Annotated in this window: 14 protein-coding genes and 1 pseudogene; 9 read left to right on the top strand and 6 right to left on the bottom strand. The window is 65.2% G+C overall.

Annotated features, from left to right (window positions below; translation table 11 throughout):
* Positions 1-21 precede the first annotated feature (21 nt).
* Entirely contained in the window at positions 22-1,707 is a 1,686-nt protein-coding gene (gene rpsA, locus H3005_RS20285) for a 30S ribosomal protein S1 (protein WP_025875032.1), read from the bottom strand.
* A gap of 201 nt (positions 1,708-1,908) precedes the next feature.
* Positions 1,909-2,586 carry a (d)CMP kinase gene (gene cmk / locus H3005_RS20280; protein WP_032977572.1) on the bottom strand — a complete coding sequence of 226 codons (678 nt, stop codon included), beginning with the start codon at positions 2,584-2,586 and terminating at the stop codon, positions 1,909-1,911.
* Between the two features lie 197 nt (positions 2,587-2,783).
* Between cmk and ykgO the strand changes: the two genes are divergently transcribed.
* From ykgO to H3005_RS20245, 7 genes are all read left to right on the top strand, one after another.
* Entirely contained in the window at positions 2,784-2,909 is a 126-nt protein-coding gene (gene ykgO / locus H3005_RS20275; protein WP_005409283.1) for a type B 50S ribosomal protein L36, read from the top strand.
* 146 nt (positions 2,910-3,055) lie between these two features.
* Complete coding sequence (locus H3005_RS20270; RefSeq protein WP_089240526.1) at positions 3,056-3,385, top strand: hypothetical protein; 330 nt, start codon at positions 3,056-3,058, stop codon at positions 3,383-3,385.
* A gap of 39 nt (positions 3,386-3,424) precedes the next feature.
* Positions 3,425-4,462 carry an agmatine deiminase family protein gene (locus H3005_RS20265; RefSeq protein ID WP_100552308.1) on the top strand — a complete coding sequence of 346 codons (1,038 nt, stop codon included), beginning with the start codon at positions 3,425-3,427 and terminating at the stop codon, positions 4,460-4,462.
* A 164-nt stretch (positions 4,463-4,626) separates the two neighbouring features.
* On the top strand, positions 4,627-5,514 hold the full coding sequence (locus H3005_RS20260; protein WP_025875046.1) for a carbon-nitrogen hydrolase: 888 nt from the start codon (positions 4,627-4,629) through the stop codon (positions 5,512-5,514).
* A gap of 14 nt (positions 5,515-5,528) precedes the next feature.
* A complete protein-coding gene (locus H3005_RS20255) occupies positions 5,529-6,059 on the top strand; it encodes a GNAT family N-acetyltransferase (RefSeq protein WP_100552307.1) in 531 nt (176 codons plus the stop codon).
* On the top strand, positions 6,052-7,284 hold the full coding sequence (locus H3005_RS20250; protein WP_165780972.1) for a TraB/GumN family protein: 1,233 nt from the start codon (positions 6,052-6,054) through the stop codon (positions 7,282-7,284). Before H3005_RS20255 ends, H3005_RS20250 begins: the two co-directional genes overlap by 8 nt.
* Before the next feature lie 49 nt (positions 7,285-7,333).
* Positions 7,334-8,179 carry a phytanoyl-CoA dioxygenase family protein gene (locus H3005_RS20245; RefSeq protein ID WP_100552305.1) on the top strand — a complete coding sequence of 282 codons (846 nt, stop codon included), beginning with the start codon at positions 7,334-7,336 and terminating at the stop codon, positions 8,177-8,179.
* Positions 8,180-8,260: 81 nt separating this feature from the next.
* On the opposite strand, the gene H3005_RS20240 is transcribed toward H3005_RS20245, so the two are convergent.
* The 3 genes and pseudogenes from H3005_RS20240 to H3005_RS20230 form a co-directional block, all read right to left on the bottom strand.
* Positions 8,261-11,350 (bottom strand): efflux RND transporter permease subunit, encoded by a 3,090-nt coding sequence (locus H3005_RS20240; protein ID WP_100552304.1) that lies wholly within the window; start codon positions 11,348-11,350, stop codon positions 8,261-8,263.
* Positions 11,347-14,802: pseudogene (locus tag H3005_RS20235) on the bottom strand (efflux RND transporter permease subunit); the annotation flags it as partial. The gene H3005_RS20240 and the pseudogene H3005_RS20235, both read right to left, overlap by 4 nt.
* A 62-nt stretch (positions 14,803-14,864) precedes the next feature.
* Complete coding sequence (locus H3005_RS20230) at positions 14,865-16,016, bottom strand: efflux RND transporter periplasmic adaptor subunit (protein ID WP_100552302.1); 1,152 nt, start codon at positions 16,014-16,016, stop codon at positions 14,865-14,867.
* Between the two features lie 205 nt (positions 16,017-16,221).
* Between H3005_RS20230 and H3005_RS20225 the strand changes: the two genes are divergently transcribed.
* Positions 16,222-16,617 carry a c-type cytochrome gene (locus H3005_RS20225; RefSeq protein WP_100552301.1) on the top strand — a complete coding sequence of 132 codons (396 nt, stop codon included), beginning with the start codon at positions 16,222-16,224 and terminating at the stop codon, positions 16,615-16,617.
* A gap of 9 nt (positions 16,618-16,626) precedes the next feature.
* The gene (locus H3005_RS20220) at positions 16,627-17,088 is read left to right on the top strand and encodes a cytochrome c (RefSeq protein ID WP_099821251.1); all 462 of its coding nucleotides are present in this window, start codon (positions 16,627-16,629) and stop codon (positions 17,086-17,088) included.
* 153 nt (positions 17,089-17,241) lie between these two features.
* Here H3005_RS20220 and H3005_RS20215 read toward each other — a convergent pair whose 3' ends face one another.
* On the bottom strand, positions 17,242-19,122 hold the full coding sequence (locus H3005_RS20215) for an ATP-binding cassette domain-containing protein (RefSeq protein WP_100552300.1): 1,881 nt from the start codon (positions 19,120-19,122) through the stop codon (positions 17,242-17,244).
* Positions 19,123-19,277: the final 155 nt, after the last annotated feature.

The raw sequence follows: 19,277 nt of genomic DNA, 5'->3' as shown, positions 1-19,277 counted from the left end.
ACGAACAGCGTAAGGCCGATATTACTCGGACTTGTTGCCGTTCAGCTGTGCACGCAGCAGCGCGCCCAGCTGGGTGGTGCCGCTGGAAGCCGAAGAGGACTGGTATTCCTCCAGCACTTCGCGCATTTCAGCGTCGTCCTTGGCCTTGATCGACAGCTGCAGGGTACGACCCTTGCGATCCATGCCCACGAACTTGGCTTCAACCTTGTCGCCGACCTTCAGATGCTGGGTCGCGTCGTCGACGCGCTCGTTGGCGATGTCGCGAGCTGCAACATAGCCTTCGATGCCGTCGGACAGCTCGATGATCGCACCCTTGGCGTCGACTTCCTTCACCACGCCTTCGACCTTGGAGCCCTTCGGATTGGTCGCCATGTACTGGCCGAACGGATCCTGCTCCAGCTGCTTGACGCCCAGCGAAATGCGCTCGCGCTCCGGATCGACGGCCAGGACCACTGCGTCCAGGTTGTCGCCCTTCTTGAAGTTGCGAACGATGTCTTCGCCAGTGGTCGCCCAGCTGATGTCGGACAGGTGAACCAGGCCGTCGATGCCGCCGTCCAGACCGATGAAGATGCCGAAGTCGGTGATCGACTTGATCTGGCCCGACACCTTGTCTCCCTTCTTGTGGGTGGCAGCGAAGGTTTCCCACGGATTGGCGGCAACCTGCTTCATGCCCAGCGAGATGCGGCGACGCTCCTCGTCGACGTCCAGGACCATGACTTCAACTTCGTCACCGACCTGCACAACCTTGGACGGGTTGACGTTCTTGTTGGTCCAATCCATCTCGGAAACGTGCACCAGACCTTCGACGCCCGGCTCGATTTCGACGAATGCGCCGTAATCGGTGACGTTGGAGACCTTGCCGAACACGCGGCTGTTGGCCGGGTAACGACGGGCGATGTTATCCCACGGATCTTCGCCCAGCTGCTTCAGGCCCAGCGAAACGCGGTTGCGCTCGCGGTCGAACTTCAGCACGCGCACGTCCAGCTCGTCGCCGACGTTCACGACTTCGGACGGATGGCGCACGCGCTTCCATGCCATGTCGGTGATGTGCAGCAGGCCGTCGATACCGCCCAGGTCCACGAATGCGCCGTAATCGGTCAGGTTCTTGACGACACCCTTCAGGATCGCGCCTTCCTGCAGCTTGTCCATCAGCTGCTCGCGCTCTTCCGAGTGCTCGCTTTCGACGACAGCGCGGCGCGAGACCACGACGTTGTTGCGCTTGCGGTCAAGCTTGATGAGCTTGAATTCCAGCTCCTTGCCTTCCAGGTAGGCCGGATCGCGCACGGGGCGCACATCGACCAGGGAACCCGGCAGGAAGGCGCGGACATCCTTGATGTCCACGGTGAAACCACCCTTGACCTTGCCGCTGATGCGGCCGGTGATGGTTTCGTTCTTTTCCAACGCTTCTTCCAGCTCGTCCCACACCATCGCGCGCTTGGCCTTCTCGCGCGACAGGACGGTTTCACCGAAGCCGTTCTCGATCGAGTCGAGGGCGACCTTGACGATGTCGCCTTCGGCAACATCGATTTCGCCAGCGTCGTTACGGAACTGTTCGATCGGCACGATGCCTTCCGACTTCAGCCCGGCGTTGATCACCACGACGTCGCCGCGGACTTCAACAACGGTACCGCTGACGATGGCGCCCGGCTTCAGCTTGGCCAGGTTGGCCTGGCTGGCTTCAAACAGTTCGGCAAATGATTCGGTCATTAGATTTACTCTGTTGGACACATGGGTCGGCTGGCTTCCCTTCAGGGAATGGCTGCCGCCCGCCTGTTGGTCGACCCCGGAAATGCAGGTCGTGTGTGGAAGTAGGAAAACCGCCACGCATCATTGCGCGACGGAGCTTTTACAGCACTGCAGATGCGCGACCTCCACCGATGCTGCTGGCAGAGCTCCCGCGCGAACGGATCAGGCAGCCGGAACCGGAAGCAGATCCATCACTCTGGCAACGACATCTTCGATGCCGATGCCTGTGGTGTCGATGAGGACAGCATCGTCTGCCGGCTTCAGGGGCGCCACGGTACGCTGAGCATCACGGGCGTCGCGGGCCATGATCTCGCGCAGGAGGTCTTCAAAGTTAACAGAAACCCCCTTGTCTTTCAACTGCTTATGCCGGCGCTCGGCGCGCTCCTCGGCACTGGCGGTCAGGAAGACCTTGTAGGGGGCGTCGGGGAAGATGACGGTGCCCATGTCGCGGCCGTCGGCGACCAGCCCCGGCTCCATCCTGAATGCGCGCTGGCGCTCCTTCAGGGCGGCCCGGACCTCGGGAATGGCGGCAATGGCCGACGCCAGCGCTCCGGTGGTCTCCAGCCGCAGCTCGTCGGTGGCATCGGTGCCATTGACCAGGACCCGCATGGCATCGCCCTGCTCGACGAACTGGACATGGGTATCAAAGGTGCAGCGCACCAGCGCGGAGGCATCGGAGGTGTCGATGTCGGCCCAGCTGGCCGCCACGCCGACGGCGCGGTACAGAGCGCCCGAATCCAGGTAGTGCCAGCCCAACCGGCGCGCCACGATGCGGCTGATGGTACCCTTGCCAGCCCCTGATGGGCCGTCGATGGTCAGGACGGGAACGAGTGGATTCATGGGGGTCCTTGCGCGTGTGAAGGGGGCATTCTAGCCCCTGCCAGACACCCCGCAACGGGCCATTTGTGCAACCACTTGAAACCATGGGGAAAAGCCCGGTAGAATGGCGGGCTTGAACGAGCGTCAACTGCCGATTGTCTTTCGCATATCGCGGCCACGCTCCACCCGAACAACTACTGTTTACGCCGAGGTATGCCATGAAAGTTCTGTCCTCCCTGAAGTCGGCGAAGGCCCGTCACCGTGACTGCAAGGTCGTGCGTCGTCGTGGCAAGATCTTCGTCATCTGCAAGTCGAACCCGCGTTTCAAGGCGCGTCAGCGCTAAGCCCAACGGTCCTTGTGACCGCGGCTGGCCCCACGCGGGGCCGACCCGATGCAAAAAGCCGCCTTCGGGCGGTTTTTTGTTTATGCGGTTTTTTCCTGCCGTTTTTGCTGTAATCGCTGTTCTTGACCACTGGGGAGTAGATCGAGATGACGCGTTACCTGTGCACCCTGGCCGTACTGGCCACCCTGGCTGCCGCCACCCCGGCGCTGGCCGATACCCTGCTTGTCGACCGCGCCCGCGAAAAGCCGGCCGGCGCCCTGCCCGTCCGCGGCCAGAGCATGCAGCAGGTGCAGTCCCAGTTCGGCGCGCCGGCAGAGCAGCTGCAGCCGCGCGGCGGACAGAAACGGCAATGGCCGACCATCCACCGCTGGGTGTACCCGCAGTTCACCGTCTACTTCGAGAAGCAGAAGGTGATCGACGTGGTGGCAAACCAGGCGGATCCGAACGAAATCGGCCCCAAGCCGCCGATCCGTTGACCCCCATGCCCGCCACCGGCGGGCGCGTGTAGCGAGACCATGAACCAGACCCTTCGTTTTCCTGCCGAATGGGAAGCCCAGAGCGGCGTCCTGATTGCCTGGCCCACCGCCGACACCGACTGGGCCGAGCGCCTGGGCCAGGTGGAAGAGACCTACATCGCCCTGGTTGCGGCGATCACCCGCTTCCAGCCGGTGCTGATCTGCGTGGCCGACGATGACGTGGAGACCTATGCCGAGATGCGGCTGCGCTCCAACCGCATCGACATGGACAAGGTCCACTTCACCACCGCCGCGTACGACGATACCTGGCTGCGTGATTCGGGCCCGATCACCCTGCGCCGCGCCGACGGCAGCTTCCAGCTGCTGGACTTCCGCTTCACCGGCTGGGGCGGCAAGTTCGATGCCACCCTCGATGACCAGCTGGTCGGCGTGCTCGACCAGGCCGGCGTGTTCAACGACGCGACGGTGCGCAGCATTCCGTTCGCACTGGAAGGCGGCGGCATCGAGACCGATGGTGAAGGCACCCTGCTGACCACCTGGAAGTGCCTGCACGAACGCCATCCCGACCGTGACCGCGACAGCCTGAGCGCCGACCTGTCGAACTGGTTGCAGCAGGAACGCGTGCTGTGGCTGGATCATGGCTATCTGGAAGGCGACGACACCGACGCCCATATCGACACCCTCGCCCGCTTCGCCTCGGCCGACAGCATCGTTTACCAGGCCTGCGACGACGCCAGCGATTCGCACTACGCCGAACTGCAGGCGATGGGTGCCGAGCTGGCCGCACTGCGCACGCGCGACGGCCAGCCGTACCGCCTGTTCCCGTTGCCGTGGGCAAAGCCGGTAATCGATGAAGGCCGCCGCCTGGCTGCTTCGTATGCCAATTACCTCATCGTCAACGGTGCGGTGCTGATGCCAGCCTATGGCGACCCGGCCGACGACCTGGCCCGCGATGTGCTGGCACAGGCCCACCCCGGCCGCGAGATCGTGCAGGTGCCCTGCCGCTCGCTGATCTGGCAGAACGGCAGCCTGCACTGCATCACCATGCAGCTGCCCGCGGGGCTGTTGAAGGCATAAAGCCACGCGGTAGCGCCGGGCCATGCCCGGCGAGCGCAGCGGCATCTGGAGAATCCGCCGGGCATGGCCCGGCGCTACCGGTTGCGTGCACCATTCAGCAGCCAACACGCTGTCATGCCGCATCCGCGTTAACATGCGGGTTTTCCCCCGCAGGATCGCCCCGCATGAACTCGCGCAGCCCTCTTACCGTCGCCCTGATCCAGGAGCGCAACCACGGTGATGCCGCCGCCAACCTGGCGGTGATCGAAGCGCGTGTTGCCGACGCTGCGGCGCAGGGCGCGAAGCTGGTGCTGCTGCAGGAACTGCACAACGGTCCCTACTTCTGCCAGCACGAATCGGTCGATGAATTCGACCTGGCCGAGCCGATCCCGGGCCCAAGCACCGAGCGCCTGGGCGCGCTGGCGAAGAAGCACGGCGTGGTGCTGGTCGGCTCGCTGTTCGAGCGCCGCGCTGCCGGCCTGTACCACAACACCGCCGTGGTCTTCGAGAAGGACGGCACGTTGCTGGGCAAGTACCGCAAGATGCACATTCCGGACGACCCGGGTTTCTACGAGAAGTTCTACTTCACCCCGGGCGACATCGGCTTCAAACCGATCGACACCTCGGTCGGCCGCCTTGGCGTGCTGGTGTGCTGGGACCAGTGGTACCCGGAAGCGGCGCGCCTGATGGCGCTGGCCGGTGCTGAACTGCTGCTCTACCCCACCGCGATCGGCTGGGATCCGGATGACGTGCAGGACGAGAAGACCCGCCAGCGCGACGCCTGGGTGCTGAGCCACCGTGGCCATGCCGTGGCCAACGGCGTGCCGGTGCTCAGCTGCAACCGCGTGGGTCATGAAGCGTCGCCGCTGGGCGCCTCGGGCATCCAGTTCTGGGGCAACAGCCACGTGCTGGGCCCGCAGGGCGAGTTCCTGGCCGAAGCCGGCACCGACGCGACGATCCTGATGTGTGAGGTTGACCTGCAACGCAGCGAGCACGTGCGCCGCATCTGGCCGTTCCTGCGCGATCGTCGCATCGACGCCTACGGCGATCTGCTCAAGCGCTACATCGACTGACCCGGAGCCCGCGCATGGCCGTACTCATCCGTGATGCCGGCCCTGCCGACATCGCTGCGATCACCGCGATCTACGCGGTGGAAGTGACCGACTTCGTCAACACCTACGAGTACGAGATTCCTGACCAGGCCGAGATGCTGCGCCGCATGCGCGACATCATCGACCGCGGCTTCCCCTACCTGGTGGCCGAGGTCGACGGCCAGGTTGCCGGCTACGCGTATGCCAACACCTACCGCACGCGCATCGCCTACCAGTGGACCGTTGAAAACTCGGTCTATGTCGATGCACGCTTCCAGGGCCGGGGCGTCGGCACCAGCCTGCTGCAGGCACTGATCGATGCCTGCACCGCGCGCGGCCATCGACAGATGGTGGCGGTGATCGGCGAGCCGACCAACATTGCCTCCATCAAGCTGCACGAACGCTTCGGTTTCCAGCTGGTGGGCGTGTTCCGCGGCCTCGGCCGCAAGCACGGCCGCTGGCTGGACACCGTACAGATGCAGCGCGCGCTCGGCGATGGCGCCGATTCCGCTCCTTCCAATGAATGATTCCATGACCGAAACCCTTCCCGAAACCGGCGACGATCTGTTTGCCGGCCAGCCCGTGCGCGTGGTCGAACGCGATGGCGTGCGCTACACCCTGCTGGGCACTGCCCACGTCTCCCATGCCAGCGTCGAGGCAGTAGAAAAAGCCATCGACAGCGGACGTTTCGATGCCGTCGCCGTCGAGCTGGACCCGCAGCGCCTGCAGGCACTGAGCGACCCGGACACGCTGGCCAAACTGGACCTGGTGGAAGTGATCCGCAAGGGCCGCGTCGCGTTGTTCGCCGCCAACCTAGCGCTGTCGGCCTACCAGCGCCGCTTGGCCGAACAGCTCGGCATCGAGCCGGGCGCCGAACTGAAGCGTGCAGTGGACCTGGCACGCGAGCGCAACCTGCCGGTGCACCTGATCGACCGCGAAGTCGGCCTGACATTCCGCCGCGCTTCGCAGCGACTGGGCTTCTTCGGCAAGCTGAAGCTGGTGGCCGGGCTCGGCGCCGGCCTGTTCTCGTCCGAGGATGTCGGCGAAGACGAGATCGAGAAGCTGAAGCAGGGTGACATGCTGGAATCGAGCTTCGGCGAGTTCGCCAGCGAGAGCCCGGCCCTGTACGAAACGATCATCGGCGAGCGCGACCGCTACATGGCGACACGTCTGCGTGAAGCGCATGATCCGCAACAGCGCGAAGTGCTGGCGGTGGTCGGTGCCGGTCACCTGGCCGGCCTGGCGCGTTACCTGGAAACCGATACCGAGGCGCCCGCGCCGTTGCGCGAGCAGCTGGAAGCGGTGCCGAAGAAGCGCAACATCCCGTGGTTCACCCTGGCGATCCTCGCCATCGTGGCCACCGGCATCGGTGTCGGCTTCTATCGTGGTGGATTGGGCGTGGGCACCGAACTGCTGGCGACCTGGGCGATGTATACCGGCGGTCTGGCCGGCCTGGGCTGTCTGGTGGCCGGCAGCCACCCGCTGAGCATCCTCACCGCGATCGTGGTGGCGCCGTTCAAGCCGTTCCGCCTGAGCATCCCCACCGGTGCGTTCTCGGCACTGGTGGAGGCGCGCCTGCGCAAGCCGACCTACGAGGATTTCCTCAAGCTGCGTGATGACGCGCAGTCGTTGAAGGGCTGGTACCGCAACCGCGTCACCCGCGTGGTGCTGACCTTCATGCTGACCAACCTGGGCAGCATGCTGGGCCTGTGGCTGACTGCAGGCAAGGTGTGGAGCAAGGTGGCGGGGTAACGTCTCGCCACGCATGGCTATAGTCGACATTTAAGGAAGGAATACAGCGATGGATGCATACGATGCGCTGATGCGCGATGGTTTCGTGGTGGTGCGCCAGGCCATCGCGCCCGCACTGGTGGAAGACATCAACGAGCGCATCGCGCGCTTCAAGCAGCGCAATCCCAAGTCGGTGTCGCGCAACCTTGACGATCACAAGCGCTTGTATCGGGTTGTCAATCTGCACCTGGTAGTGGATGCGATGACGCGCCTGCTTACCGACAACCCGGCCATCGATGTCTGTGACCGCTTCTTCGGCGAGCCCACCACGCTCTACACCAGCCTCTACTACGAGCGCGGATCGGAACAGTCGTTGCACCGCGATACGCCGGTGTTCTGCACTTCCCCGGGTGAACGCTACATGGGCGTGTGGACGGCACTGGACGCGGTTGATGACAGCAATGGCCCACTGCGCGTGGTTCCGCGCAGCCACCTGCTACCGCCCATCGACGTGCAGGCACTGCGCCGCAAAGTCCTCGGCGACGGGCCGGTCAGCGCGATGTCTCCGGAAGGCTGGACGGCGTATCAGGACGCGGTAGCACGCCAGTGCGAAGATGCTGGCCTGCAACCGGAGGCAGTGCACGTGCAGCCGGGTGACGTGATCGTCTGGCACCCGCAGCTGTTCCATGGCGGCGCCCCGCACCCATCGGCCGGCACGCGTCGCAGCGTGGTCATGCACGTGACACCGAAGTCGATGCCCGTGGGCCACATGGATGTCTTCTATGGCCAGACCCCTCCGGCAGAGAAGGCGCCCTGGCGCTACTACCGGCGTGGTCCACGTGAGATCGCGCGGTTCAGGCATGTCGACTTCGGCCACGAATACACGCGTCGCACCTGGTTCCTGCGCAAGGCCTGACCCGGCCCGCGAACAAAAAAACGGGGGAGACCGCCCCACTACGACCGGTCTCCCCCCACCACAAACACGTTGTGTTGTGCATTACAGCCGGGCAGCGCCCGGCTCTACCCTCTCCAGCCCACGGGCGCGCTGGATCAGGCGCACCACCGCATTGCGCAGGTCATCCAGCACCGCGTAGATGGTCGGCAGGAACAGCAGGCTGACCACGGTCGAGAACGCCAGGCCACCGGCAATCGCACGCGCCATCGGCGAGTACTCCGGCCCGTTGCCGAACATCTGCGTATCGGTCAGCGAGATCGGCACCATCGCCAGGATCGCTGTGCCCATGGTCATCATGATCGGGCGCAGACGCTCGCGCGAGCCTTCGACCAGCGCCTCGGTACGCCCCATCCCGCCCCGGCGCAGATTGTTGATGTGCTCGATCATCACGATGCCGTTGTTCACCACCACGCCCATCAGCACCAGGATGCCGATGAAGGACATGATCCCGAACGAGGTACCGGTGATCCAGAACAGCCAGAACACGCCGAAGATCGAGAACAGCACGCCGCTCATGATCGCCGCCGGGAACAGCAGCGATTCGAACACCGCGGCCATCACCACGTAGATCATCACCAGCGCGATCAGCAGGTTGAACACCATCTGCTGCATCGCCTCGTTGTCATCGCCGTAGTCGCCACCGTCGAAGGTGAAGCCGTAGCCGGCCGGGAAGTTCATCGGCTTGAGCACTGCTTCCATGGCCTTGCGGCCGTCCGGCGCGGTGATCTTCTCGGCCAGGTTGGCCTTGATGGTCAGCGTGGTCTGGCGGTTGGTGCGGCCAATCTGGGTCGCCGATGAACCCACGTCGACACTGACCAGGCTCAACAGCGGCACGCTGCGGCCATCGCCGGTGCGTACGCTGAAGCCCGCCAGGTCTTCGGGGCTGCTCTGTTCGGCACCGGCAAAGCGCACCCACACCGGCACTTCGTTGTCGCCACGACGGAACTCGCGCATCGGCGCACCGCGCAGCGCCAGGCCGACGAAGCTGGCCACCTGCTCGGCATTGAAGCCGAACGCCGCCGCGCGCTCGCGGTCGACGTGCACTTTCAGCTCGCCGCCCTTCTCGCCATTGTCGATACGCACATCGCGCAGCTCGGTGCGCTGTGCCAGCAGCGGCAGCACTTCCTGGCCGATCTCCTGCAGCATCGCGCTGGAGTCGCCGACCAGCTGTACCTGCACGCCCTGGTTGCCGCCACCGCCGCCGCCATCACCGCCCTGGTTGCCAACGAAGTAGTCGGTGCGCGCGGACTTCGGCAGGCCCTTGCGCAGCTCCTCCTGCAGCGCCTTGATGTCCTTGGCGTACTTCTCGTCCAGGGTGACCACGGTCGAACTGCCTTCCTGTTCGCTGTACCAGGAATAGACCTGCTGCACGTGCAGGCGCTCGCGGTTCTCCTCGACCCAGGCTTCGACGCGGGCCACTTCCTCGGACATCTGCCGGTAGGTGTAGGCGCCCTTCCACATGTAGCCGATGAAGATGTCCTTGCCACCATCACCACCGAACATGTCGATCTTGGTCAGCTTCATCGGTACCAGGCTGACCAGCACCACCAGCAGGATGCCCAGCAGGCTCCAGCCACGATGGTGCAGTGACCAGTCCAGCAGCTGCGCGTATCGACGCTGCAGGCGCGCGATCACGCCGGTCTGCGAATGCACCAGCTTCGGTGTGGCCATGCGTGCGGACAGCATCGGGATCAGGCTGACCGCCACCAGCCACGAGGCCAGCAGCGAGACCGAGATGGTGATCGCGATCTGCGCCATGAAGATGCTGATGTTGTTGGTTTCGCCGAACAGGTTGGGCACGAACACGATGCAGTGGCACAAGGTGCCGGCGCTGAGCGCGATGGCAACGTTGCGGGTGCCGATGATCGAGGCCAGGCGTGGCTGGTCCGGCAGCCGCTCACGTTCCTGGTAGATGCTCTCGACCACCACCACGGCGTTGTCGACCAGCATGCCCACGGCCAGCAGCAGGCCCATCATGGTCAGGATGTTGAGCGTGACGCCGGCGAAGTACATGAAGCCGAGGGTGATGGTGAAACAGATCGGAATGGCCAGGGTCACCATCAGCGTGGACGGCCAGTGGCGCAGGAAGAAGAACAGCACCGTCACCGACAGGATCAGGCCGACGCCGCCGGCCTCGGCCAGCTCCAGCAGGGACGACGTCACCGCCTTGCCCTGGTTGTCGATCACCTTGATCTGCACATCGCGCATCGAGTCCTGCGCGCGGATCGCTTCAACCTCGGCAAGCGCGCCGCGTGAGACGTCCACCAGGTTGGCGCTGCGCTCCTTGTAGATGTCCAGGCCGACGGCAGGATTGCCATCCAGGCGGCGGCCGTAGCTCATGCGCGCCGGCTTCAGCCGCACGTCGGCAATGTCACCCAGGCGCAGGCCCTTGGCATTGATGACCAGATCACGCATTTCCTGCAGGTCGGTGATCTCACCCACCGGCTGCACGCGCACGCGCTGGCCGTTGTCATCGATCTGCCCGGCCGAGATCGAGAAATTCAGCGTGCGCAGGCGATCACTCAGCTCGTTGATGCTCAGGCCGTGGGCGTTCAGGCGGTTCGGATCAATCGCGATCTCCACCTCGTTCGGCGGCGCACCGGTGATCTCGACCCGGGCCACGCCCGGAATCCGTTCGATACGCCGTTTGAACTCGCGGTCGAGCATGTCGTAGGCGGTGGTCAGGTCGGTGGTACTGGCCAGGCGCACCTTCAGCACCGGTTGGTCGCTGCTGGACCACTTGAACACGTTGTAGCGCTGCACGTCGTCGGGAAGATCGCTGCGGATTGCATCGATGCGCTCACGCGCGTCGGATGCGGCGATGGCGATGTCACGGTCCCAGTCGCTGAACTCGATGAAGATCGACGCCGCTTCTGAAGTTGCCGATGAACGCATGCGCTTGATCCCGGTCATCGTCGCCAGCGACTCCTCCACCGGGCGGATGATGGTCCGCTCGACTTCTTCCGGGGTGGAGCCGGTATACGGAATCTGCACGAACAGGAACGGTGCGGAGATGTCCGGCAGCGCTTCCAGTGGCAGCCGGAACGAGGCAATCAGTCCGACCACCACCAGCGACACGAAACACATGATGGTGGTGACCGGCCGACGGATGGAGAACTCGGCAATGCTCATGCCGGTTCCTCCCCACCCGCGCTGCTGCCCTGCGCGGCATGCAGACCCTCACCGGCATGCTTGCGGCCACGTTCGCGGTAGTAGGCATCACCGCGGCGATCCATCAGGTCGTACACCACCGGGATCACCAGCAGGGTCAACAGCGTCGACACCAGCAGGCCACCGATCACGGTGATCGCCATCGGTGCGCGCACCTCGGCGCCCTCGCCCATCGCCACCGCCAGCGGCAGGAAGCCGAACAGCGTGCACAGCGTGGTCATGATGATCGGCCGCAGGCGCGAGCGCGCACCCTCCACCAGCGCCTCCTGCTTGGCCACGCCGGCCTCGCGCAACTGGTTGACCTTGTCGATCAGGATGATCGCGTTCTTGGTGACCAGGCCGACCAGCAGGATCAGGCCGATGAACACCACCACCGAGATCGGCTTGCCGGTCAGCATCAGTGCAAGGATCGCGCCCACCAGCGCCAGCGGGATGGTGAACAGGATCACGAACGGGTGCAGCAGCGACTCGAACTGCGAGGCCATCACCAGGTAGACCAGGAAGATCGCCAGGCCAAAGGCGAAGATCAGCGACTTCGCTGCCTGTGCCAGTTCCTCACCCTGGCCACCGATGTGCAGGCCCACGCCGGCGCCCAGCGGCTGTTCGGACACCATCTGCTGCACTTCGCGCATGGCCGCGCCAAGGTCGATGTCGCGCAGGTTGGCCGAGACCACGGCAACCCGGGTCTGGTCGGCGCGATGGATCTCGCTCGGGCCGGTGGTGGCGACCACATCAGCCACTGCGTCCAGGGTGACCGGACGGGTGCTGCCCGGATTGACGATCAAGCGGCGGATGCTCTCCACGCTGGCACGGTCGGTTTCCTGTGCGCGCACCAGCACGTCGATCTTGCGGTCACGGAAGCTGTAGCGGGTGGCCACATCGCCGCGCACCTTCTTCACCACCACGTCGGCGATCTGCCGCGTGGTCAGGCCCAGTGCACCGGCACGCTCCTGGTCGAAGCGGATCTGGATTTCCGGGAAACCCTCTTCCACGGTCGACTTGACGTCGGCGTAGTGCGCGTTGCCACGCAGCAGCGCCGCCAGGCGCTGGCCCGCCACTTCCAGTGTGGCCATGTCCTGTCCGCGCAGTTCGATCTCCAGCGGCGTGGAGAAGCTGAACAATGCCGGCCGCGCGAAGTCCACCTGCGCACCCGGGTGTTGGCCCATGGTGTCGCGCAGGCGCTCGGTGATCTCCGCTTCGGTCTGCGGGTTGCCGCCGCCTTCCATCACGATGGTCAGCTTGCCGATGTTCTCGCCGCTCTCGGTCGGGCTGGCATCCAGGCGGGTACCGCTGCCGCTGACGCCATACAGCGATGCCACGCCTTCACCCTTGCCGTGTGCCAACTGCAGTTCACGCACCAGCGCATCGGTCTGCTTCAGCGGCGTGCCGGCCGGCAGCTTGACCGTCATTTCGAAACGGTCCTGCGCCAACTGCGGGATCAGGTCGGCACCGAGCATCGGCACCAATGCCATCGTGCCGACGAACGCCAGTGCAGCCAGGCCCAGCACCTTGCCGGGGTGGGCCAACGCACCTGGCAGCAGCCGCAGGTAGCCACGCTCAGCACCGGCGTACGGCTTCATGGCGATGTCGCTGGCCTTGCGCATCACCGGGCCGACCACTGCAGCCACGCCGCGGCAGAGGCGCACCACCAACCATGCCAGCGCATAGAAACTCCAGCGCATCGTTGCCATCACACCACGACGGCCGAGCGCGACCGGCTTCTGCCAGCGGCTCTGCGGCTGCCACGGCTCGGCCGCGGCTTCCTCCGGGAACGCCAGCGGCGGCCGGCCCTTCAGCGAGCTCAGCATTGGAATCAGGGTCATCGACACCAGCAGCGAGATCGCGATGGCGATCGCCACGGTCAGCGCCTGGTCGCGGAACAGCTGGCCGGCGATGCCGTCGACGAACACCAACGGCAGGAACACCGCGATGGTGGTCAGGGTGGAAGCAACCACCGCCATGCTCACTTCGCGGGTGCCAGCGATCGCAGCCTGCAGGATGCCCAGACCGCGTTCGCGCGCCTTGGCGATGCTCTCCAGCACCACGATGGAATCATCCACCACCAGGCCCGTGGCCAGTGCCAGACCGCCCAGCGACATCACGTTCAAGCTCAGCCCGAGCTGGCCCATGAAGAAGAACGTGGCGATGATCGAGACCGGCAACGACAGGCTGATCACGAACGTGCTCCAGCCATCGCGCAGGAACAGGAAGATGATCAGGATCGCCAGCAGGCCACCGATCACCGCGTCCTTCTTGACGTCGGCGATGGCGTGCTCGATGAAGCGCGACTGGTCTTCGATGGTGGTCAGTTCGGCATCGGCCGGGAACGTTGCCTTGATCTGCTCAAGGCGCTTGCGCAGCGCCTCGGCAGTGGCAACGGTATTGGCGTCGCCTTCCTTGTAGATCGCCAGTTCGACCGATTCCTTGCCGCCGAGGCGGATGACCGCTTCGCGTTCCTTGTAGCCCTGGCGCACGGTGGCCACGTCCTTCAGGCGCACCGGCACACCGTTGGCGACCACGCTGGAGGCGCCGCCGGACGAAGCGCTCTGCGCAGCCGACGCAGCAGCAACCGCCGCAGCCGAGCCGGTCGAGGCCGCGATGTTGAACATCTGCTGCAGCGCCGAGTCGGCCGCGCTGCCATTGGATGCCTGGGTGGTGACCAGCAGGTTGCGGATCTCTTCCAGGTCGGCGAACTGGTTGACGGTACGCACCAGGAAGCGCTGCGAGCCCTCCTCCAGACGGCCGCCGGAAATATTGATGTTCTCTTCCTTCAACCGCTTGATGACGGTGTCGATCGGCAGGTTGAGCTGGGCCAGTTTCTGCTGGTCGATGTCGACCTGGATCTCGTCTTCCAGGCCACCGCCGACCTTGACCGCCGCCACGCCGGTGACCGGCTCCAGCTTTTTTTTCAGGTCTTCATCGGCATAGCGACGCAGACCGGTCAGTTCACGGATCGCTTCTTCGTCGGTCGCAGGCGCGGCCTTGGTCGACAGCACCAGGCGCATGATCGGCTCGGTGGAGGGATTGAAGCGCAGCAGCACCGGAGCCTTGGCTTCCAGTGGCAGGTTCAGCGCTTCCATCTTGTCGCGTACTTCCAGACTGGCCTGGTCCATGTTGGTGCCCCAGGCGAACTCGAGCACCACATCACTCTGGCCGGTGCGCGACACCGACTTCAGCTTGCGCAGGTTCTTGACCACGCCCACGGCCTCTTCGACCGGCTGAGTGATCAGGGTTTCCATTTCAGTCGGCGCCGCACCGGTGTACTCGGTGCGCACGGTCAGCGTCGGATAGCTCAGGTCCGGCAGCAGGTTGACCTTGAGGTTGCCCAGCGCAATCAGGCCGAACAGCAGCAGGGTGACCGTGCACATGGCGATGGTGACGCGACGGCGGGTGGCGAACTCCACCAGGCCGCCACGCATGCCTGCGGCGGCGCCGTCGCTCCCTGGCGAGGCACCGTGGTCGTGGCCGGGCGCGGTCATTGCGTGCTCCCGGCCTTCTCTGCCGGCTTGGCCGAGGTGGCTACCGTCTTCGCCTTGGCCTTCGGATCGGCGATCACCTGCACTGCCGTGCCATCGCGCAGGGCGACCTTGCCGGCGGTGACGATCTGGTCGCCAGCGGCCAGGCCCTCACGGATCTCCACCCAGGGCCCTTCGGCGTAGCCAAGCTTGACCGGCACCCGCGCGACCTTGCCCTCGCGCACCCGGAACACCGCCGGCTCGCCATCGTCCAGCAGTGCCAGGCGCGGCACCACCAGCGCATCGGCACGCTGGTCGTAGTCGATGCGGATGCGGCCGAACATGCCCGGCTGCAGCGACTGCGCGGCGCCATCGAAGGCGCTGACCACACGGAAGGTGCCACTGCCCGAATCGACCACTGGCGCGATGCGGTCGACGACACCGGTGAAGGTCTGGCCCGGCAGCGCATCGGCCGACAACGTGACCGGCTGGCCTGCGCGCAACGTCGCCAGCTCACGCTCGGGCACGTTGAGGGTGGCTTCCAGCCGCGAGTTGTCGACGATGCGGAAGATCGGCGTGTTGATCTGCACGAAGTTGCCGGTCTTGATCGACCGCGAGGCGATCACGCCGGAAATCGGTGCGACCACGGTGGTGTACGACAGTTCCAGCGTGGCCAGGCGGTACTGGGCGCGGATGTTTTCCAGGTCGTAGCGCAGCTGGTCGACGCTGGCCGCACTGACCAGCTGCTGGCTGACCAGCTTCTGTGCACGCTGATAGTCGTTTTCCAGCTTGCGCATCTGCGCTTCGCTCTGCGCTACGGACAAGCGCGCGCGGTCCGGATCCAGCCGCACCAGAGGCTGCCCGGCGCTGACCCGCTGCCCTTCCTCGACCAGCACCGCCAACGCGACGCCAGAGGTCTTGGCCACCACCTGCGATTCGGCGCGCGGCTCCAGTGCCGCGGTTCCGGTGTAGCTGGCGGCCACTGCGCGATGGCTGGCCACGGCCACTTCCACCGGCACCGCGTCGACCTTCTTCTCGTCCTTGGTCTCGGCCGCCTTGGCCTCGTTGTTGGGCCCAGCGGCGCAACCGCTCAGCAGCAGGGAGGTGGAGAGCAGCAGCGCGGCAGCGCAGAGTCCGCTGCGGGGGCCGGGCAGGAAGGTTTGGTGCGACATCGTCAGATCCCTGGAGGATGCGTGGGCAGGTGTGGTAGCAAAGTAATGCACCACTTCACGGCAACACCATATCCCAAAGGTCATGGTGCATTCACGCCGCCGGTCGGGCCAACCCCATTTCAGCTAGATGAAACCTGAGGCTATACTCGGGTCGTTCCGTACCCCACGCCGGAACGACCAGACCCGAATCCCCGGAAAAGACACCATGCGCCCGCAGCCGCTCGCCGCTTGTCTCGCTCTGGCCGTCCTCCTGCCCCTCGGGGCCGCCGCACAGCCCGCTCCTGCTTCTGCTCCTGCAGCACCCACCCCGGCACCGGCTACGGCCCCTGTGCCGGCGGCCGCCACGCCCACCGGCAGTTTCGACAATGGCCGTGTGCTGGCCTATACCTGCCAGGGTTGCCACGGTATCACCGGTTACAAGAACGCCTACCCCAGTTACCGGGTACCGAAGATCGGTGGCCAGACCCAGCAGTACCTGACCCAGGCCCTGACCGAGTACCGCCAGGGCAAGCGCCGGCATCCCACGATGCAGGCACAGTCGATGAGTTTCAGCGAACAGGAGATCGCCGATCTCGCTGTTTACCTGTCCACCGTCAAGTAAGGCCCGCCCATGTCGAAAGCCGCGCATCCACTGCGTCACGCCATCGCCCTGTCCGTCGCCCTGCTGCTGGCGGCCTGCTCGCAGTCACAGGTGGAGAACAGCGAGAAATCCGCCGGCGATCCCGGCCATGCCAGCGGCGAGCACGGATCGTCTTCATCCGCTGGCCTGCCTGCCGGGCGTGAAGCCGCCGGTGAGGCCCGCGCCAAGGTCAAGAGCAAGGCCACCAGCCAGAGCTGCATCGATTGCCACGGTGCCGACGGCAATGCGCCGATCGATCCGACCTACCCGAAGCTGGGTGGGCAATATGGCGATTACCTGGCGCACGCGCTGCAGGCCTACCGTGCCGGTGACCGCCAGCATGCGCTGATGACACCGCAGGCGAAGGACCTGAGCGATCAGGACATCGCCGATCTGGCGGCGTACTTTGGCAGCCGCACGAGCCAGCTGCGGGATCTGCACGGGGTTAAATGATTGATGGGCGCCACGGCGCCCTCGCATCCGTAGCCGCGCCCTGCTCCGCTGTTCTTCTGTAGAGCCGAGCCTGCGCTCGGCTGCTTTGGCTTCCAGGAGCCGAGCATGGGCTCGGCTCTACAGCAATCGGCGCACCCGGGCGCCGATCAGCCCTCAGCCTTCCAGCTCTTCCCAGCGCGCGTACGCGGCATCCAGTTCGGCCTGCACCTTGGCCAGCTGCTGGGTGTGCGCGGTCACTTCGGCGCTGCTGCGCGTGTAGAACGACGGATCGTTCATCGCTGCAGTAAGGCCTTCGACATCGCCTTCGAGCTTTTCGATCGTCTTGGGCAACTGCTCCAGCTCGCGCGCTTCCTTGTAGGCAAGCTTGCGCTTGGGCGCAGCCGGTTCCGCAGCCGCCACCGGCGCAGCGGTAGCGGACTTGGCCGCGGACACCACCGCAGGCGCGGCAGCGACGCTGGCCGCGTAACGCTGCCAGTCGCTGTAGCCGCCCACGTACTCACCGATCACGCCATCGCCTTCCATCACCAGGGTGGATGTCACCACGTTGTCGATGAAGTCACGATCATGGCTGACCAGCAGCAACGTGCCGTTGTATTCGCCCAGCAGCTCTTCCAGCAGCTCCAGGGTTTCCACGTCCAGGTCGTTGGTCGGTTCGTCCATCACCAGCAGGTTGGACGGCTGCGCGAACAGTTTGGCCAGCAGCAAGCGGTTGCGCTCGCCACCGGACAGGCGGGTGATCGGCGCGCGCGCGCGCTCGGGGGTGAACATGAAGTCCTGCAGGTAGGCGTGCACATGCTTGCGCTTGCCGTTGAACTCGAGGAAATCGCGGCCTTCGGCCACGTTCTCGATCGCGCTCCAGTCTTCGCGCAGCACTGCACGGTACTGGTCGAAGTACGCAACCTGCAGGTTGGTACCGGCGTTGACTTCACCCTTCTGCGGCTGCAGCTCGCCCAACAGCAGCTTCAGCAGCGTGGTCTTGCCACTGCCGTTGGGGCCGATCAGGCCGATGCGGTCACCACGCAGGATGGTGGTGGAGAAATCACGGACCATCGTGCGATCGCCGAAGGCGAACGAGATGTCCTTGATGTCGATGACCTTCTTGCCCGAGCTCACGCCCTGGGCCGCTTCCATCTTGACGTTGCCACTGAGGTCGCGGCGCTCCGAACGCTCGTTGCGCATCGCCTTCAGGCGGCGCACGCGGCCTTCGTCACGGGTGCGGCGTGCCTTGATGCCCTGGCGGATCCACACTTCTTCCTGCGCCAGCAGCTTGTCGAATCGCGCGTTTTCCTGCGCCTGTGCGTTGAGGCGTTCTTCGCGACGGCGCTCGTAGTTGGCCCAGTCGCCCGGCCAGCTGGTGACCTGGCCGCGATCGATCTCGACGATGCGGGTGGCCAGCGCGCGCAGGAAGCGGCGGTCATGGGTGACGAAGACCACGCTGCCGTTCCAGTTCTTGAGGAACATTTCGAGCCAGTCGATGGCTTCGATGTCCAGGTGGTTGGTCGGTTCGTCCAGCAGCAGCAGGTCGGGGCTGGAGACCAGCGCACGGCCGAGCAGCACGCGGCGCTTCATGCCGCCGGACAGGCGCGCGAACTCCGCTTCGCCATCGAGGTCGAGCTTGGTCAGGGTCTCGCTGACGCGCTGATCCAGGCCCCAGCCGTTGGCGGCATCGATCTTCGCCTGCACGTTGCCCAGCGCTTCGCCATCGAACACGTCGGCGTGGCTGAGGTGGTGGAATTCGGCGAGCCATTGGCCCAGTTCGCCCAGGCCGTCGGCGACGACGTCGAACACGCTGCCGGCGGCGCCATGCGGCACTTCCTGCTCCAGGCGGGTTACGCGCACGCCCTGCTGCACGCGCACTTCGCCGTCATCGGGCTTGTGGTCGCCAGACAGCAACTTGAGCAGGGTCGATTTGCCGGCGCCGTTGCGGCCGATCAGGGCAATACGCTCGCCCGGTTCGATCGACAGTTCGGCTTTTTCCAGCAACAGGGGGCCGCCGACGCTGAAGTCGACGTTTTGCAGAGTAATCAGAGGCATCCGACCATTGTAGCGGGTTGCGGGGCTTGGCCGGGCGGCGCCCGGCACCCGCGGGGCAACGGCCGCAGCAACAGCAACAGCCTGAAGCGGGCTTGCAGTGGGATGGCGGGGCTGCAGGACACGCCGTAAACCCCTCCATGGGGGCTCGATGGCGC

It is taken from the genome of Stenotrophomonas sp. Br8 (genome assembly GCF_014763005.1).
Lineage (GTDB): Bacteria > Pseudomonadota > Gammaproteobacteria > Xanthomonadales > Xanthomonadaceae > Stenotrophomonas > Stenotrophomonas lactitubi.
The sequence above is the reverse complement of the archived record's forward strand: the minus strand, read 5'-3'. Positions and strand labels throughout refer to the sequence as shown.

Coding starts and splice junctions, on each gene's coding strand:
- H3005_RS20220 (WP_099821251.1), top strand. CDS start 16,627: ATGTCGAAAGCCGCGCATCCACTGCGTCACGCCATCGCCCTGTCCGTC.
- H3005_RS20225 (WP_100552301.1), top strand. CDS start 16,222: ATGCGCCCGCAGCCGCTCGCCGCTTGTCTCGCTCTGGCCGTCCTCCTG.
- H3005_RS20250 (WP_165780972.1), top strand. CDS start 6,052: ATGAATGATTCCATGACCGAAACCCTTCCCGAAACCGGCGACGATCTG.
- H3005_RS20240 (WP_100552304.1), bottom strand. CDS start 11,350: ATGAGCATTGCCGAGTTCTCCATCCGTCGGCCGGTCACCACCATCATG.
- ykgO (WP_005409283.1), top strand. CDS start 2,784: ATGAAAGTTCTGTCCTCCCTGAAGTCGGCGAAGGCCCGTCACCGTGAC.
- H3005_RS20270 (WP_089240526.1), top strand. CDS start 3,056: ATGACGCGTTACCTGTGCACCCTGGCCGTACTGGCCACCCTGGCTGCC.
- H3005_RS20230 (WP_100552302.1), bottom strand. CDS start 16,016: ATGTCGCACCAAACCTTCCTGCCCGGCCCCCGCAGCGGACTCTGCGCT.
- H3005_RS20245 (WP_100552305.1), top strand. CDS start 7,334: ATGGATGCATACGATGCGCTGATGCGCGATGGTTTCGTGGTGGTGCGC.
- cmk (WP_032977572.1), bottom strand. CDS start 2,586: ATGAATCCACTCGTTCCCGTCCTGACCATCGACGGCCCATCAGGGGCT.
- H3005_RS20215 (WP_100552300.1), bottom strand. CDS start 19,122: ATGCCTCTGATTACTCTGCAAAACGTCGACTTCAGCGTCGGCGGCCCC.
- H3005_RS20260 (WP_025875046.1), top strand. CDS start 4,627: ATGAACTCGCGCAGCCCTCTTACCGTCGCCCTGATCCAGGAGCGCAAC.
- H3005_RS20255 (WP_100552307.1), top strand. CDS start 5,529: ATGGCCGTACTCATCCGTGATGCCGGCCCTGCCGACATCGCTGCGATC.
- rpsA (WP_025875032.1), bottom strand. CDS start 1,707: ATGACCGAATCATTTGCCGAACTGTTTGAAGCCAGCCAGGCCAACCTG.
- H3005_RS20265 (WP_100552308.1), top strand. CDS start 3,425: ATGAACCAGACCCTTCGTTTTCCTGCCGAATGGGAAGCCCAGAGCGGC.